We start from the raw sequence: 12,261 nt of genomic DNA on the forward strand, positions 1-12,261 counted from the left end.
ACGCTAGCTTAGCGCGTTGGTCAGCGGAGCCATGCCGAAGTAGACCACGAAGAGCGCGGCGATGAGCCACATGAGCCAGTGCACCTGCTTTGCCTTACCGGCAAACGCAGACATCAGGGCGAAGGCGATGAAGCCCACGCCGATGCCGTTTGCAATGGAGTAGGTAAACGGCATGACCACGATGGTGAGGAAGGCCGGGATGGCAACTTCCATCTTGGTCCATTCGATGTCCTTGAGCTGGCTTGCCATCATTACGCCGACGATGACCAAAACCGGAGCGGCCGCTTCGATAGGAACGATCTCATAGAGCGGAGTCAAAAACATCGCGAGCAGGAAGATGACACCCGTAGTGATGTTGGCCAGGCCGGTCTTCGCGCCGTCGCCAATGCCGGCTGCGGAATCCGCAAAGACGGTGTTGGAGGAAACCGAGCCCAGACCGCCGGCGATGGCGCCGGCGCCTTCTACCACCAGTGCGGTGCGCATGTCTGGCAGGTTGTCATTCTCATCAACCAGACCCGCCTGCTTGCCCAAGCCATTCATGGTGCCCATGGCGTCGAAGAAGTTCGTCAGCAGCAGGGTGAAGATAAGAAGTACGGTGGCCACGACGCCGAGCTTGGTTAAAGCACCCACGAGGCTGACCTCGCCCACGATGGACAGATCCGGCAGGCCGCCGAAGGAACCAGGAATCTCTGGTGTTGCCATGCCCCAGTCCTCAGAGCCGAAGATGGCCTGGAGGATCATCGCGATGACGGTGGTGATGACGATGCCCAAGAACAGGCTGCCGCGGACCTTGCGGATAACCATGAAGGAACAAAGCAAAAGGCCTAGGACGAAGACGAACGCCGGCCAGGTGGAAATAGAGCCATTGATGCCAAGGCCCACCGGAACCGTGGTGTGCGCTTCATCGGGGACACGCGTTACAAAACCGCCATCAACGAAGCCGATGATGGCGATGAACATGCCGATGCCCACGCCCATCGCAGCCTTCATCGAGGCCGGAATGGCATCGAAGACCGCTTGACGGAAGCCCGAGATGGCGAGCAAAACAATGATGATGCCTTCGAGTACCACCAGTCCCATGGCGTCTTTCCACTCCAAGCCCTTGGTGGAGACCATGGTGACGGCAACAAAGGTATTCATACCCAGGCCCGCCGCCATGGCGAATGGATAGCGCGCAATCGCGCCGAAGGCAATGGTCATGATGCCGGCGATTAACGCGGTAGCTGCAGCGACCTGCGGAATGCCCAAGGTATGGCCCGCAGCATCGGGCGAGGTGCCGAGGATGAGCGGGTTGAGAAGAATGATGTAGGCCATCGCGAAGAACGAGACCACGCCGGCGCGAACCTCAGTTCCGATTGTGGAACCGCGTTCAGAGATTTTGAAATAACGATCGAGAGCAGCGTTCATCGCTTTTGAGACAGCCCCTTTACCTAGTGCCAGGAGGATTGAGTTTTACTGGCCTTAGTAAAGTATTTGCGACTCCAGAAAGCAAACCACGAAAGCGCTAGTAGATAGGTTTTTCGTCATCAAAAGCGGTTTCGGTCACGGATCCTTCTTCCCGGATTTTTGTCTCCGAATGCGCGCCGCATCCGTATCTTGCGTGCACTACACGGCCATCGGCCGAAAATTCGTTAGCGCACACACCAAAATTATTCATCAGCTCCAAATAGAAAGCACAGGTCTTACACTGCAGCGGCGCTTGCGCGGCCATCTCGGTATTAGGGCCAAAGGAGCCAGTGCGCCACCTCTTTTTCGCCTCGTCTAAGCCTTTTGCGGAAAGCTTGCCGTCTTCCAAGCGTTCGTCGTAAGGCGCAGGCGGCATCAGATCGCCCGGGCCCAAATCTCCCGGACGCACGCGCTCGTTATACGGCACCCACTCCGGGGCTTGCAGTGCCTGTTGCCCCGGCACCAGCGCTACCTCGTTAACGGTGATAAAACGCGAGCCCTCCGCGCAGGCCACAACCGCTTGCCATTCCCAGCCTGGGTAGCCTGGCATATCTGCTTCAAAGCGATGGGTTGCGACGTTACGGCCTAGCCCTGCGACTCCGCGGTGCTTGCCGACGCCGCCCTCTCCTACTTCTTCCACTGCAGCGCAAGCGATGCGCACGGCGGTCTTGTTAAGAAGTGGGTTCGTTGGCTCATTCTGCTTAGTCACGCACTACATTATCCATGACATCGTGCACAATGACTTCCATGGGTTCTTCTAAATCTTCTCTCACTTTGACTTCCACCGCCGTTTTAAGCGCGCTTAGCGCAATCGGCCTGCTTGCCGGTTGCAGCAGTTCAGAGGGCGATTCGCCGGCTCAAGAAGGAACAAACGTGCCACGCGAAGTTGAGCATCTATCCGTTTCCATCAAGGAGCACACTGCCATGCTCCCCGATTCTTTTACCCAGGGCCTCGAAGTTGATCCCGAGGGCAAGCTGTTGGTGGGAACAGGACTATACGGGCAATCCCGGTTACTGCGCCTGCAACCCGGCGCGAAGGCACCCGAGCAGGAAGTGTCACTGCCCCCTTCTTTGTTCGGTGAGGGCATCACGCAAACCCAGGATGCGATTTGGCAGTTGACGTGGAAGGCGGGCGAGGCCATCAAGCGGGATCCCGTGACCTTCGAAGAGACCGGCCGCGCTCGCTATGAGGGCGAGGGCTGGGGATTGTGTGCCGCGGGCGAGGATAAATCTGAGCTCATCATGTCTGATGGAAGCAACGAGCTGCGACATCTTGATGCCCAAACTTTCGAAGAAACTGCACCGCGGACCCCCGTTACCCTGGAGGGCCAGTCAGTAGAAGAGATCAATGAGTTGGAATGCGTGGACGGCCAGGTCTTTGCGAATGTGTGGATGAGCGAGGATATTTTGCGCATTGATCCCACAAGCGGCGAGGTCACCGCGGTTATTGATGCTGCGGGACTGAATAAATCTGGGCCGCAAACCCAAAACGATGTGCTCAATGGCATCGCCCATATTCCAGGAACGGAAGAATTCTGGATTACTGGTAAGCGGTGGGTTGATTTGTATCGCGTGACCTTCGAGTAGGATTCTTTGCCATGGCAACCCGTAAGGAAGCAAGGAAGAAGTCGCTGCTGCAGCTTTTGGCGCTGATTATCGCCGTGGCAGTCATTGTGGTCTCCGTGGTCTTATTCCAGAATTGGTGGAATAGCCGCCCAGGTCCTGAGCCGCAGGACATCACCGTCAAGGCCAGCGTGGGTGAGAAGAGTCTCGACGTTGCACCTTATATGGTCTGCGAGCTGGGCACCGAATGCCCTGAGGGCGAGGCTCCAAACCTCACCGTGGGCAAGGATGACACCCTGCATCTAGAGATCCCAGAAGAGATCTCCAACCACGAGTGGCGCATCCTTTCCATCTACGATGACCCGGCGGCTAACGACGAGCAGATTCACGGCGCCGGCGATTCTTCTACCGTGGACGTTCCGGGTTCTGTTGACCCCATCAAGGCTTCTACAGGCAAGCGTCCGCGCCTGATGGTGGTCGAGATTTCCTCGCTGATGATTGGCACCGATGGCAAGGGCGAGGAGGCGCCGTTTAGCACCGTGTGGTCCCTTTCAACGATGTCTGACAAGGAGCTTGCCGAGGCCACAAAGACCGCTGCACCTGATAAGTCCACCGAGCCGAGCAAGGCTGCTTCCAAATAAACGCAGCCTGCAAAAAAGCGCGAGCCCAACTTCTAGATTCCCACAAGGGGAGACGAAGTTGGGCTCGCGCTTTTGCTTGATTTTTAGCTATCCAAATCCTTGGCGATGGCACGCAGGATTTCAGCGACCTGACGGCCAGTCTTGCGCTCTGGATAGCGCCCCTGCGCCAGCACCGGCTGCACCTGGGTTTCCAGCAGCGTCATTACATCGGAGAGCATGCTCGACAGCTCGTCCGGCTTACGGGAAGGAGTACGGCGGCGCGGCTTGTCCAAGACCTTGACACGCAGTGCCTGTGGACCGCGGCGGCCTGCCGCGAAATCAAAGTCGATCCGCTGGCCTTGGACCAGCTCGTCGACGCCCTCGGGCAGCACGTTGCGGCCGACGTAGACATCCTCATCGCCGGGGTTGCTCACAAAGCCGTAGCCCTTGTCAGCATCAAACCACTTAACTTTGCCGATTGGCACGCCCCTACTCGCTTTCTTACTCGGGAATAAAGAGAATTATTCTAACTCCTATAACACAGCAATTAAAGTTACTGTCACATAAACAACACACGTTACATCGGTGATCTAATTCACATTTTCGTCACGACCTGCGTAAATGCGATGCGCTCTCAGAGGAAAGACGCCATACCGAGTCAGCTACGTGACTATTTCGTTATAAACCGTTACTGTTTGAGGAAGGCACTTGGCCGCCAGCGAGGAAGTCTCGCCCCCACACGCAGTCCGGGCTTCCCCGTGGCGGCCGATATTTGTGCAAGACAACTTTAAAGCAATTACTTTTGCCGGACTGAGCACAACGTGGGCGCGAGAAATCTAGAGAAGAGGAATACTTTTAATGGGACGCCACTCCGCTAAGAACAACTCGTTCGCTACCAAGTTCGCAGCTTCCACCGTCGCCGTCGGCGCCGCTGCAGCCATCATGGCACCGACCGCATCCGCTGCTCCGGATTCCGACTGGGACCGCCTCGCACAGTGTGAGTCCGGCGGAAACTGGGCAATCAACACCGGCAACGGCTACTACGGCGGTCTGCAGTTCTCCGGCCAGACCTGGTCCGCATTCGGTGGCGGTCAGTACGCACCGACCGCAAACCAGGCAACTCGCGAGCAGCAGATCGCTGTCGCTGAAAAGATCCTGGCTTCCCAGGGCTGGGGCGCATGGCCCGCTTGCTCCGCTTCCTTGGGACTGAACTCCGCGCCAACCCCGCGTGACGCCGCTCCGACTCCGGCTCCAGCACCGGCTCCAGTTCAGCAGGCAGCTGCACAGCCTTCCGACGAGCTGGCTGTTGACGCTCTCTACAAGATGGTCGAGGACACCGCAGCTAAGTACGGCCTGGCTATCCCGGCTGAGTTTGCAAACCAGTACAAGGCAAACCGCCACAACTTCGACGCGTTCTACTCCGCGAACCGCCAGTTCATCGATCCGATCGCTCAGCTCATCGAAAACCTCTAAGGCTTTTCAAACTAAAGCTGCGCAGATTCGCGTTTAAAGCTCCCAGCCGCAGGTGGAACTTTCCAGTTCCTTCTGGCTGGGAGCTTTTGGCTTTCTTAGCGTACGAAAAATGGCCCCACCACAAGGCGGCCGCTGAAGGGCGCGCGGTGGGGCTAGGCCTGCGTTAGGCTAAAAGCTTTTCTTCTAAGTAAGAGCTTTTAGCGGTTAACGCGGGTGTATGGGTGCACGTAGTTGAGCTTCTCCGCCGGCATTGGCAGGATCAGATCGTCACCGAACGGGCTGGATGCACCAGCGAACGGCGCGTAGATTTCGGTAATTGCGTGCTCGCGATTTTCATTCTTCGGCCAAGCCGGGGATACGAAGCCATTCTTCTTATTCGACATAGGCCTTATTATTCCAAACCCCGGCCCAAAAAGTAACTCAATAACCCACTAAACTTATTCGCCACCATGACCCCACCTCACAGCACTTCCTCCGCGACGGTCCAATTCCGCACGTGGCTTGCAGATCTTGACCAAGAGCAGCTTTCGACGCTGCTTGGCTATCGCAGCGATGTGCTCTCACCGCTACCCCCGGGAATCGCCCCGTTGGCAACGCGCCTTAGCCTGACCACTTCCCTAGCGCGCGCACTCGCGCAGTGCGATGCCGAGTTGCTTGCTACTGCCGAGGACATCGCTTTGCGGGGCGGCGAACTGGAACCCGTAGAGATTTTGGCCCCAGAGCCAACCGCACGGCTGCTCGAGCGGGGCCTCGCATTCGAAGTGGAAGCACAGGGCGTATGCCTTGCCCCAGGGCTCATGCAGGCGCTTCCCACCGGGTGGTCGCTGCTGCATCAGAGCACCACCGACCCCGAGGAGATCGCGGCACTGCCCGAGGATGAGGCACGGATTCTGCAAACCCTGGCCGCCTCTGGCGGAGTGGGCGCTACTCGCGACGCAGCTCCCGATGCTGATCCCACGCGCCCAATCCCCCGCCTTTTAGCCAAGGGCATTCTCACCCGCGTCGATTCCCGCACCGTGCGCCTGCCGCGCGCCGCCCGTCGCGCGCTAGAGGGACACAGCCCCGAGCTCATTCCGCTGCGCCCAAGCGGCCGTGCCGGCACCCCGCCACTAGAGAAGAAGACGGGGGAAGCAGGCGCCGCCGCTGGGCTGCAAGTAGTTCGCGAGCTGGAAAGACTCATCGATCTTGTCGGTGCTCGACCCATCGAGCTTTTGAAAGACAAGACTGTAGGCGTTCGCCCGCAGGCCCAACTCGCCAAGGAACTCGGTATCACAGAGCTGGAGCTGCGCCGCCTGGTTTGCCTCGGCTTTTCCGCGCGTCTCTTAAGCCGCGGCGAACCGAAGGGCTTGGAGGGCAACTTCTTAGCACCTACCCAAGGCGCACAGGAATGGCTAGATGCCGGCCTGTCTGAGAAGTGGAGCCTGCTCCTCGATGCCTGGCAGTCCTCTACCTGGCAGCCTTGGGCCGAAGGCCGCCTGCTTTCCACCGAAAGCGTCTCTGAGCATTTGGCCCGCCACCGCCGCACGGTGATGGACGTCTATGCCCACGCCTCAGTCCCACTTAGCAAAGAGGAATTTTCCGAAGAGCTGCGCTTCCGCGCCCCGCTTTTTACAACGCACACTAAGTCCTCCACCATCGATGCCCTCGTTGCCGAAGCTGAATGGATCGGAGCCATTGCGCTAGGCCAAGCCACCCAGGTGCTGCTGGATCCTGCGGCCACGCATACCCTTACCCCGGAAGAAGTGGACTACTTCATCATCCAGGGCGATCTCACGGTCTTGGTTCCCGGACCGCTAGAGGCCAGCGCGCATCGCCGGTTGGGAGATCTCGCGGACTTGGAATCGCCAGGCCTAGCCAGCGTCTACCGTATTAGCGAGTCCACTCTGCGCCGCGGCTTGGACGTAGGCATGACGGCGCAAGAGATCACCGACTTCTTCGCCGCCCACAGCGAGGTGCCTCAAACCCTCGAGTTTCTCATCCACGACGTCGATAGGCGCCACGGCACGCTGCGCTCCGGCCCTGCGCTGGCGTACCTCCGCAGTGAAGATCCCGCCCTTCTCGAAATGGCGGTGCGGGCGGTGCCAGAACTGCGCCGCATCGCTCCTACCGTCGCAATATCGCAAGTGCGCGTCGGTGAGCTGCTGGAGAAACTGCGCGCCCACGGACTTGCTCCCGCCGGCGAAGATGAAACAGGTGCTTCCCTGAATATGGCGCTCGAGCCCTACGCACTACCTACTCCGGCACCTCGCAAGGCTGGCCCCACTCGCCCGGATCCGACGAGCGTCGCCAAGGCTTTGCTTGATACCGAATCACCCGCGCCCACCGCAGCGGACGAATCCAGCCTCGACGTCCTTCACGCTGCTGCCCGCGGCGGGCGCCCCGTCAAGATCACCTATGCGGATAAGAACGGCAATTCTAAGTCCAGGACTGTAAAGCCGCTGTCCGTCGCCGGAGGTCAGGTCGATGCCACCGGCACCGATGGTTCCACCATCCGCTTCCCTTTGCACCGCATCACTGCCGTGGAACTCGCTTAGCGCCAGCAGGGCGATCGGGGCTATACTTTTGGCTTTCTACCATTGGCGAACCTGTACAAAGGAGCAAGTAGATGCCCGGACCGCTCATCGTGCAATCTGACAAGACGGTGCTCTTGGAGGTCGACCACGAAGACGCTGCCGCAGCCCGCATCGCGCTTTCGCCCTTTGCAGAACTAGAGCGCGCGCCAGAACACGTTCACACATATCGCATCACGCCGCTGGCGCTGTGGAACGCCCGCGCCGCGGGCCACGACGCCGAGCAGGTGGTCGACGTGCTCGAGCGTTATTCGCGTTTCCCGGTTCCGCAGGCGCTGCTTATCGACGTCGCGGAGACCATGTCGCGCTACGGCCGCGTGCGCCTCCACTCGCATCCGGCGCACGGCCTCATCTTGGAATCTGCCGAGGTTCCGATCCTCGAAGAACTCGCGCGGCACAAGAAGGTCAGCCAACTGCTGGGCGCTCGCATCGATGACAGCACATTCGCCGTGCCGCCTTCGCAGCGCGGCCGCCTCAAGCAGGAGCTGCTCAAGGCCAACTGGCCCGCCGAGGATCTTGCCGGTTACGTCGACGGCGAGTCCCACCCCATCTCTTTGGTGGAGGAAGGCTGGGCGCTGCGCGATTACCAATCCTATGCCGCAGAATCCTTCTGGTCCGGCGGCTCCGGCGTGGTCGTGCTGCCCTGTGGCGCCGGCAAGACCATCGTGGGCACGGCGGCGATGGCCAAGGCCCAAGCCACCACGTTGATCCTGGTTACCAATACAGTGGCCGGACGCCAGTGGCGCAACGAGCTGCTGCGGCGTACCTCATTGACCGAGAACGAGGTTGGCGAATACTCCGGTGAAAAGAAGGAGATCAAACCGATCACAATCGCCACCTATCAGGTGGTAACCCGCAAGACGAAGGGCGAATACCGCGCCCTTGAGCTCTTCGACTCCCGCGACTGGGGTCTAATCATCTACGACGAGGTCCACCTGCTTCCTGCTCCCGTGTTCCGCATGACTTCGGATCTCCAATCGCGCCGCCGCTTGGGCCTTACCGCCACGCTCATCCGCGAGGACGGGATGGAGGGAGACGTCTTCTCCCTCATCGGCCCCAAGCGCTACGACGCCCCGTGGAAGGAGCTCGAAGCCGCCGGCTACATCGCCACGGCGGAGTGCATCGAGGTACGCGTTGACATGGACGCCGAGGAGCGGATGCTCTATGCCACGGCGCAGGCGCGGGATCGCTACCGAATCGCGGCGTCGTCAAGCGCAAAGCACCGTGCCGTGGATAAGATTTTGGCCAAGCATGCTGGCCAGCAAGCACTCATCATTGGTGGTTACGTGGAGCAACTGGAAGAACTCGGCTCGCACTTGGGCGCGCCAGTAATCGACGGCAAGACCTCGAACTCCAAGCGTGAAAAGCTCTTCCAAGCTTTCCGCGACGGCGAGGTGCAAACACTCGTGGTCTCCAAGGTGGCAAACTTCTCCATTGATCTTCCCGAAGCTGCCCTAGCTATTCAGGTCTCCGGCACCTTCGGCTCGCGGCAGGAAGAAGCCCAGCGCCTAGGACGCCTCTTGCGCCCGAAGGAAGACGGTAAGGAAGCAAAATTTTACACGCTCGTCACCCGTGATTCCGTGGATGCGGACTATGCGCTCCACCGCCAGCGCTTCTTGGCGGAACAGGGATACGCGTACCGTCTCGTCGACGAAGTAGACTTATGACCTGATGAAGATTTTCAAGTTTCAGGTCGACGAGACCTACGCCAAGAAGAACAATGAACTCCTGCGCGATTCCGCGCGCCTGCGCAACTCCGGCCTCATCATGGGCTTGCTGCTCATCATCGGTGCCGCTGCGGTCTACATGACTGTGGATGCGGACTGGGGATTTACCATTGGCCTCGGTATGTTGCTCTTCGGCATCCTCGTGGCCATCGTGGGCGTTGCAGCCGCGCGCCAGGTTGGCACCGCACAGCACCTCTATGATTCCTACCCGCTGGCACCAGCAGTGGTAGCTGAGGTCAACGAACGTGACATGGTGCTGATGGCGCTAGTGAACACCAACGTTGATCCCGGGCTTCCGCCGCGTTGGGCAGCTTGCCTGCGCACCGTTACTTCCGTGCCAGGTGTCAAGCGCACTGTGGGCACAAAGCTGCCGGTTGCCGCAGTTTCCGGTCACCGCAACAACAGCGATAAAGAACACTGGCAGCAGGTCACCCCGATGCCCATTGCATGGGGCACGCCGGACGCTGAGGTCGTCACCATGGCGCGTAAGGCAATCCCGGAAGACCAGTGGCAAAAGCTTGACCGCGCCCGCAAGCGCCTCAATGATGTGAAGGCCACCCGTTACGATCTCTTAGTGCTCTAATGACGGTTAAACGTCTGCAGCAATTTGGCGAGACCATCTTCGCCACCATGACCCAGCTGGCAATCGATAATGACGCCATCAATCTGGGACAAGGCTTCCCGGACTCTGATGGGCCAGAGCGCATGCTGGAGATCGCGCAGGAGCAGATTGCGACGGGAAATAATCAATACGCTCCCCTGCGCGGGCGCCCTGAGCTTATCGACGCCTTGGCACACCACTACTGCGTTGCACGCAAGGCCATCGTGGTCACCGCGGGCGCAACGGAGGCCATCACCGCGACCGTGCTGGGACTCGTAGAGCCGGGCCAAGAGGTCATTGTGCTGGAGCCTTACTACGACGCCTACGCCGCCGCCATTGCGCTTGCCGACGCCACCCGTGTCCCCGTCCCGCTCAAGCCTTCCGGAGAAAGCTGGGATCTCGACGTCGATGCTGTGCGCGCCGCTGTGACAGTTAAGACCGCGATGGTGATCGTCAATTCTCCGCATAACCCCACCGGTTCAGTATTTAGCCGCACAGCACTAGAGGGCCTCCGCGATATCTGCGTGGAGCATGACTTGCTCGTGCTTTCCGACGAGGTCTACGAGGACCTCACCTTCGGGTCTGCCACGCACGTGGACATCCAGCGCATCCCAGGCATGGAAACCCGTACGGTCAAGGTCGGCTCGGCGGCTAAGTCCTTCAACGCCACCGGCTGGAAGACCGGCTGGGCCATTGCCCACCCAGAGCTCCTCGATGGCGTCATCAGAGCAAAGCAGTTCATGACCTTTGTATCTGCCACGCCTTTCCAAGCCGCAGTGGCCCACGCGCTGGTATATGAGCGGGGCTGGCAGAAGGCCATGGTGGAAGAGCTGGCCGAATGCCGCGACATCCTAGTTGATGGCCTAAGTAAGGCCGGCTACCAAGTCCACGAGACTCAAGGCACTTACTATTTAGTCGCCGACGTGAGCTCCTCTGGCATGGACGGAGTTGAATTCTGTACAAAGCTCCCCGAGACACACGGGGTTGCTGCCATCCCGCTTGCTGCCTTTGCCGATAACCCCGAACCATGGCGCTACAAAGTCCGTTTCGCGTTCTGTAAGCGCCCTGCGGTAATCAAAGAGGCAGTTAAGCGTCTGAGCGCTTGATCTTCTCCAAGGCCTTACCCTTCGCCAGTTCGTCAATTAGCTTGTCGAGCTGGCGAATTTTTTGCATCACTGGGTCCTGCACCTCCTGAACTTTCACGCCGCAGATACTGCCGGTGATAAGAAAGCGATGCGGATTCATCTCTGGTGCTTGCTCGAAGAACTGCTCAACAGTAAGTTCCCCAGCCGCAGCGATGCCTGGGACATCGTATCCCGTGAACCAGGAAATAACTTCATCTACCTCAGCGCGAGTACGGTCCTTACGTTCCGCCTTGGCGATATAGGCGGAATGGATCTGCTCCCACCGCATGCTAAAAATTCGAGGCTTAGAAGTATCTGACATGACTTCTATCCTACTGCTGAGCCGCAAACATCCTTCTCCAAGGTTCATCAACGCCACGTTGAACTACTCCGCTCCCCCGCTGTGCATAGACCGAAGACGCCGGTAAATAGTTGCCTTGCTGAAATAAGGTGCGTTCGAACCATCGAAGCCATAAAATCTAGCGGTCCCTACGCTCCTCGATGGTTCGAATGCTGATCCCTACTCCTTCTCCGCGCTGGAACCAACCTCTAATTCGCACTGTTTTTAGGCTCAGTGACAATTCAGAAGGCTCATCCGTATAGTCCTTAAACCACGCGATAATGAACACCGCAGTTACCTGGGATAGTTCATTTGGTGAACAAAGCTGCGTTCGGACCATTGAAGCGTTCGGAAACAGCGCTTTTGGGCCTGTTGGGTGGTTCGAATGCAGGTTGGCCAACGATAGGCGAAGGAACGTCGTGCCGGTAGCCGTGGCCGGATGGTGTTGGTTCAATGGTGAAAACGCGAAAAGGGAGAGGTTCTAGAACGGTGGTGTTCTAGAACCTCTCCCTTTTTTGTGTATTGAGTTATTGTTTGTGTTTTATGTCGGCGGTAACTTACTCTCCCACAACCTCCCGGTTGCAGTACCATCAGCGCGGGCAGGCTTAGCTTCCGGGTTCGGAATGGGTCCGGGCGTTTCCCTGCCGCTATTAACCACCGACAAACTTTCGGGGCTGTGTTGCCCTGACTGTTGTGTCAGATACTGCATAGTGGACGCGTGCATGACGTAATCATCATTTTTTGTTTGTGTGTGTGTTGCACATTGTGTGTGTTTGTTTTGGTCTATTAGTACCAGT

General features: G+C 58.7%; 12 protein-coding genes and 1 rRNA gene. 7 read left to right on the top strand and 6 right to left on the bottom strand.

The window, feature by feature from the left end; translation table 11 throughout:
- Positions 1-3 precede the first annotated feature (3 nt).
- Together HMPREF3169_RS04795 and HMPREF3169_RS04800 are read right to left on the bottom strand one after the other, a co-directional pair.
- Positions 4-1,407, bottom strand: a complete 1,404-nt coding sequence (locus HMPREF3169_RS04795) for an NCS2 family permease (RefSeq protein ID WP_070455849.1) — start codon at positions 1,405-1,407, stop codon at positions 4-6.
- 97 nt (positions 1,408-1,504) lie between these two features.
- Positions 1,505-2,155, bottom strand: a complete 651-nt coding sequence (locus HMPREF3169_RS04800) for a DUF3027 domain-containing protein (RefSeq protein ID WP_070455850.1) — start codon at positions 2,153-2,155, stop codon at positions 1,505-1,507.
- Positions 2,156-2,193: 38 nt separating this feature from the next.
- Here HMPREF3169_RS04800 and HMPREF3169_RS04805 point away from each other — a divergent pair, with 38 nt between their 5' ends.
- Together HMPREF3169_RS04805 and HMPREF3169_RS04810 are read left to right on the top strand one after the other, a co-directional pair.
- The gene (locus tag HMPREF3169_RS04805; protein WP_246815596.1) at positions 2,194-3,033 is read left to right on the top strand and encodes a glutaminyl-peptide cyclotransferase; all 840 of its coding nucleotides are present in this window, start codon (positions 2,194-2,196) and stop codon (positions 3,031-3,033) included.
- A gap of 11 nt (positions 3,034-3,044) precedes the next feature.
- Positions 3,045-3,650: a DUF2771 domain-containing protein gene (locus tag HMPREF3169_RS04810; protein ID WP_062041645.1), complete on the top strand. Its 606-nt coding sequence runs from the start codon at positions 3,045-3,047 to the stop codon at positions 3,648-3,650.
- A gap of 83 nt (positions 3,651-3,733) precedes the next feature.
- On the opposite strand, the gene HMPREF3169_RS04815 is transcribed toward HMPREF3169_RS04810, so the two are convergent.
- Complete coding sequence (locus HMPREF3169_RS04815) at positions 3,734-4,114, bottom strand: cold-shock protein (RefSeq protein WP_062041648.1); 381 nt, start codon at positions 4,112-4,114, stop codon at positions 3,734-3,736.
- A gap of 373 nt (positions 4,115-4,487) precedes the next feature.
- On the opposite strand from HMPREF3169_RS04815, the gene HMPREF3169_RS04820 reads away from it, so the two are divergent.
- Complete coding sequence (locus tag HMPREF3169_RS04820; RefSeq protein ID WP_061921133.1) at positions 4,488-5,102, top strand: resuscitation-promoting factor Rpf1 domain-containing protein; 615 nt, start codon at positions 4,488-4,490, stop codon at positions 5,100-5,102.
- A gap of 197 nt (positions 5,103-5,299) precedes the next feature.
- Here HMPREF3169_RS04820 and HMPREF3169_RS04825 read toward each other — a convergent pair whose 3' ends face one another.
- Positions 5,300-5,485 carry a hypothetical protein gene (locus HMPREF3169_RS04825; RefSeq protein ID WP_061921131.1) on the bottom strand — a complete coding sequence of 62 codons (186 nt, stop codon included), beginning with the start codon at positions 5,483-5,485 and terminating at the stop codon, positions 5,300-5,302.
- A gap of 66 nt (positions 5,486-5,551) precedes the next feature.
- On the opposite strand from HMPREF3169_RS04825, the gene HMPREF3169_RS04830 reads away from it, so the two are divergent.
- From HMPREF3169_RS04830 to HMPREF3169_RS04845, 4 genes are all read left to right on the top strand, one after another.
- Positions 5,552-7,636, top strand: a complete 2,085-nt coding sequence (locus tag HMPREF3169_RS04830; RefSeq protein WP_061921129.1) for a helicase-associated domain-containing protein — start codon at positions 5,552-5,554, stop codon at positions 7,634-7,636.
- 71 nt (positions 7,637-7,707) lie between these two features.
- Positions 7,708-9,339: a DNA repair helicase XPB gene (locus HMPREF3169_RS04835; RefSeq protein WP_062035629.1), complete on the top strand. Its 1,632-nt coding sequence runs from the start codon at positions 7,708-7,710 to the stop codon at positions 9,337-9,339.
- Between the two features lie 4 nt (positions 9,340-9,343).
- Positions 9,344-9,982: a DUF3239 domain-containing protein gene (locus tag HMPREF3169_RS04840; protein WP_061921125.1), complete on the top strand. Its 639-nt coding sequence runs from the start codon at positions 9,344-9,346 to the stop codon at positions 9,980-9,982.
- Positions 9,982-11,106 (top strand): aminotransferase class I/II-fold pyridoxal phosphate-dependent enzyme, encoded by a 1,125-nt coding sequence (locus HMPREF3169_RS04845; protein ID WP_061921123.1) that lies wholly within the window; start codon positions 9,982-9,984, stop codon positions 11,104-11,106. The genes HMPREF3169_RS04840 and HMPREF3169_RS04845 overlap by 1 nt, the downstream gene beginning before the upstream one ends.
- Here HMPREF3169_RS04845 and HMPREF3169_RS04850 read toward each other — a convergent pair.
- On the bottom strand, positions 11,087-11,413 hold the full coding sequence (locus HMPREF3169_RS04850) for a DUF2200 domain-containing protein (protein WP_246815597.1): 327 nt from the start codon (positions 11,411-11,413) through the stop codon (positions 11,087-11,089). The genes HMPREF3169_RS04845 and HMPREF3169_RS04850 overlap by 20 nt on opposite strands.
- Before the next feature lie 595 nt (positions 11,414-12,008).
- A 5S ribosomal RNA gene (gene rrf, locus HMPREF3169_RS04855) occupies positions 12,009-12,126 on the bottom strand.
- Positions 12,127-12,261: the final 135 nt, after the last annotated feature.

The sequence above is a fragment of the Corynebacterium sp. HMSC08C04 genome (genome assembly GCF_001807495.1).
In the GTDB taxonomy this organism is placed as follows: Bacteria; Actinomycetota; Actinomycetes; order Mycobacteriales; family Mycobacteriaceae; genus Corynebacterium; species Corynebacterium simulans.

What these genes read in the sequence shown, in the direction of transcription:
- HMPREF3169_RS04845 (WP_061921123.1), top strand. Translation starts at nt 9,982, where the DNA reads ATGACGGTTAAACGTCTGCAGCAATTTGGCGAGACCATCTTCGCCACC.
- HMPREF3169_RS04830 (WP_061921129.1), top strand. Translation starts at nt 5,552, where the DNA reads ATGACCCCACCTCACAGCACTTCCTCCGCGACGGTCCAATTCCGCACG.
- HMPREF3169_RS04820 (WP_061921133.1), top strand. Translation starts at nt 4,488, where the DNA reads ATGGGACGCCACTCCGCTAAGAACAACTCGTTCGCTACCAAGTTCGCA.
- HMPREF3169_RS04825 (WP_061921131.1), bottom strand. Translation starts at nt 5,485, where the DNA reads ATGTCGAATAAGAAGAATGGCTTCGTATCCCCGGCTTGGCCGAAGAAT.
- HMPREF3169_RS04850 (WP_246815597.1), bottom strand. Translation starts at nt 11,413, where the DNA reads ATGCGGTGGGAGCAGATCCATTCCGCCTATATCGCCAAGGCGGAACGT.
- HMPREF3169_RS04840 (WP_061921125.1), top strand. Translation starts at nt 9,344, where the DNA reads ATGAAGATTTTCAAGTTTCAGGTCGACGAGACCTACGCCAAGAAGAAC.
- HMPREF3169_RS04835 (WP_062035629.1), top strand. Translation starts at nt 7,708, where the DNA reads ATGCCCGGACCGCTCATCGTGCAATCTGACAAGACGGTGCTCTTGGAG.
- HMPREF3169_RS04795 (WP_070455849.1), bottom strand. Translation starts at nt 1,407, where the DNA reads ATGAACGCTGCTCTCGATCGTTATTTCAAAATCTCTGAACGCGGTTCC.
- HMPREF3169_RS04805 (WP_246815596.1), top strand. Translation starts at nt 2,194, where the DNA reads ATGGGTTCTTCTAAATCTTCTCTCACTTTGACTTCCACCGCCGTTTTA.
- HMPREF3169_RS04810 (WP_062041645.1), top strand. Translation starts at nt 3,045, where the DNA reads ATGGCAACCCGTAAGGAAGCAAGGAAGAAGTCGCTGCTGCAGCTTTTG.